This is a genomic window from Halorubrum sp. Ea8, from assembly GCF_002252925.1.
In the GTDB taxonomy this organism is placed as follows: Archaea; Halobacteriota; Halobacteria; order Halobacteriales; family Haloferacaceae; genus Halorubrum.
Map to the genome: position 1 here is coordinate 1 of NZ_NHPF01000022.1, position 2742 is coordinate 2742.

The following is a 2742-nucleotide window of genomic DNA, read 5'->3' on the forward strand; positions in this document are numbered from 1 at the left end:
CTCCCACCGCTCGGGATTCCCCCGCCTGAAGGCGGAGGAGGATGTCAAGTGTCGGTTAGTGCTACGACACTAATCGAGACGTGGTCGCTGTCGAAATTGCCACCACCACACCTAATTCGACGTCTCGTGAGTGGTTCGATATGTCCTCCAAGAGTACCGCACGACCAGAGGCAAACAGTAGCTGGAAGACGACCCTCCACGGAATTCGTCACCTTCCGCATCGGATGGCGGCGTTCATCGTCACGATGCACCCCGTGATCTGGGCCGGCTTTTTTATCGTGCTACCGCTTGTGGTCCTCGGGTCGATAGCTCTCTTCGGCTCTCGGGCGACCGTTGCCTACGTGATCGCGTTTGCGTGTCTGTGGTTGATGATCTGGTTTTCGAGTGCGGGGTTCAAGACGAACTACTACCGGCTCACTCCCGAGAATCGCATCTTAGTGATCGAACCCGAGTTCGACGACCCCGAGACCGAACAGTTCGCAGTAGCGACCGGTACTGACGAGCAGATAATCGACCTCACTGAGGTGGACTCTCTGCAGTTGATTCCGCTTGGTCCGATCGTTGCTGCACGACTCCACTACCGGTCGCTCACTGTCACGAAGCCAGAAGGGCTCCTCATACCGCGTGGACAGCTCCGTCAAATCGCCGCCAGCTTTCGATCGTGTGGCGTGTCGGTCCCCGAACTGGTAGCTGGCGACCCTCCGGCGCTGCAGCGTCGACCGATCCGGGCTATGGCTCGGATCGCAGCAACGCCGATACTGATCGGCGTGCTCCCAATCTACATCGTACAGGTTCAACTCGACATCGACGTGTGGCCGTTTCTGTTCGGGTTCGTGCTCGTCACTTGGGTCGTGATCGTTCGCAACCTCTCAGTCCGGTTCGGGATTCATCCGGAGGGGAGCCGGGCACGTGACTGGCTGCTTCGGTGGGGGATCGACCTCTTTGTCGCGGCATCAGGGTTGGTGGCCGCGCTCGGAGTGCTCGCACTCGTCGGGTCGGTGTGAGACCGATCGTGCGGGATAAAATTCATGTGGGATAGCTAATGTGTGTTTGACACCATCGCACCCGAGACAGAGAAGCGGGGGTGAGCAAGCCGTGGGTACCACCGAGGCGCGTATGGCATCGTCGGCGTGTCGACCCGAGGTATCCGGCTGTTCGCCTTCACCGCTCACAACTCCGCCACGAGCTCAACCGGACGAGTCGTCCCGCCCTCCACGGCGTGAAATCTCTCTCAGACACACCTCTACCGATGCCCTCCACACTCTCACGACGCCGTTTCCTGTCGCAGTCCGCTACCGTCGGTGCTGGCACCGCCATCGCGGCCAGTGGTCTTGCGAGCGGATCGACCGAACCGACACAAACGACCAGCGTGGATACGCTTATCGACGACGCGGCCACCCGCGCGTTGGCAGAACACGACGCGGGCGGACTGACAGTTGCCGTCGTCGACGACGACGAGGTCCACACCGGCGGCTACGGTTACGCCTTTCAGAGTGAAGACATCCCGGTTCGAGCGGACGAGACGCTCTTTCGTGTCGGCTCCGTCTCGAAAGTGCTCACGTGGACGGCCGCGATGCAGATTGTCGATCGCGGTCAGATCGCACCATTCGACGCCGTGGACGGCCACCTTGAGGCCGTCGACCTCCCGGAAACGTTCGACGAACCGATCACGCTCGAACACCTCGCCACCCACACGCCGGGATTCGAGGTCCGAGCGCGCGGCGATTCGGTGAGCAATCCTACGCATGTCCGTCCGCTCGCCGAGTCGGTCTCAACAGACGTACCGACGCGTGTCCGTCCCCCCGGTGAACTCTACCAGTACACCAACTACGCCGCCGCACTAACCGGACAGCTGATCGCGGACATCTCCGGGCAGCAATTCGACTCGTTCGTCACGGAGAACGTGTTCGCGCCGCTCGGGATGTCAAACAGCACGTTCCAAGCGGCTCCGTCCGGACTCGTACCTGCCGATGGAACGGCGGTTGACGAGGTCGTGAGTTTCTACTCCGACGTATCGCCGGCGTCCGGCCTCCATACGACCGCCGCGGATATGGCACGGCTGCTGCAAGCGCATCTCAACGACGGCGTCGTCGACGGCGAACGAATCCTTTCTGAGAGCGCGGTCGACACGATGCACCAGCAGTGGTTCACACCGCACGAACGGATCGACGGCATGGCGTTCGGGCTTTTTGAGCGACCCCGGGGGGATACCCGGATCGTCCGTCACGGTGGCGGTGTCCCGCAGTTCGCCACTGAGTTCGCCCTGCTCCCTGAGGAGGACGTTGGCCTGTTCGTCGTGGCCCACGGTAGCAGTACTGTCCAGTTTAGGTCTATGTTGGAGATATATAACATACGTGTCAATTCAGAGAATTTGAGGCGAACGGGCTAATACACCCGGGTGAGAAACACCCCCTGATGGGTTTCGAGCGCGACGATCTCTACAGCAGTGACCCCCCCTCAATACCCTGACGGCGTCGATCCACATCCTGACCCCCTTGATCCGTATACTCCCACACCTACCTACGACGTCGACCGGTGGGAGGAGAAAAACCAACTCGTGGAACTCGGGGGTGACACTGAGTACGACAAAGATACTAAAAAACGCTTTGGGCGCTCCGGCATTTCGACCTGCGGATAGCCCCCAAGTGTGATGAGATCGACGACTGGGACGGTCTCGACCGCCGGACACAACGGATGTATCGGGCCGGTGTTCTGAAGGAGTTCGTCGGGGGATATCGTGAA

Annotated in this window: 2 protein-coding genes; both read left to right on the plus strand. The window is 60.6% G+C overall.

Annotated features, from left to right (window positions below):
* Nucleotides 1-224: 224 nt before the first annotated feature.
* A complete protein-coding gene (locus tag DJ74_RS01345) occupies nucleotides 225-1004 on the plus strand; it encodes a hypothetical protein (RefSeq protein ID WP_094525103.1) in 780 nt (259 codons plus the stop codon).
* A 245-nt stretch (nucleotides 1005-1249) separates the two neighbouring features.
* Complete coding sequence (locus DJ74_RS01350; protein WP_254921666.1) at nucleotides 1250-2389, plus strand: serine hydrolase; 1140 nt, start codon at nucleotides 1250-1252, stop codon at nucleotides 2387-2389.
* Nucleotides 2390-2742 lie beyond the last annotated feature (353 nt).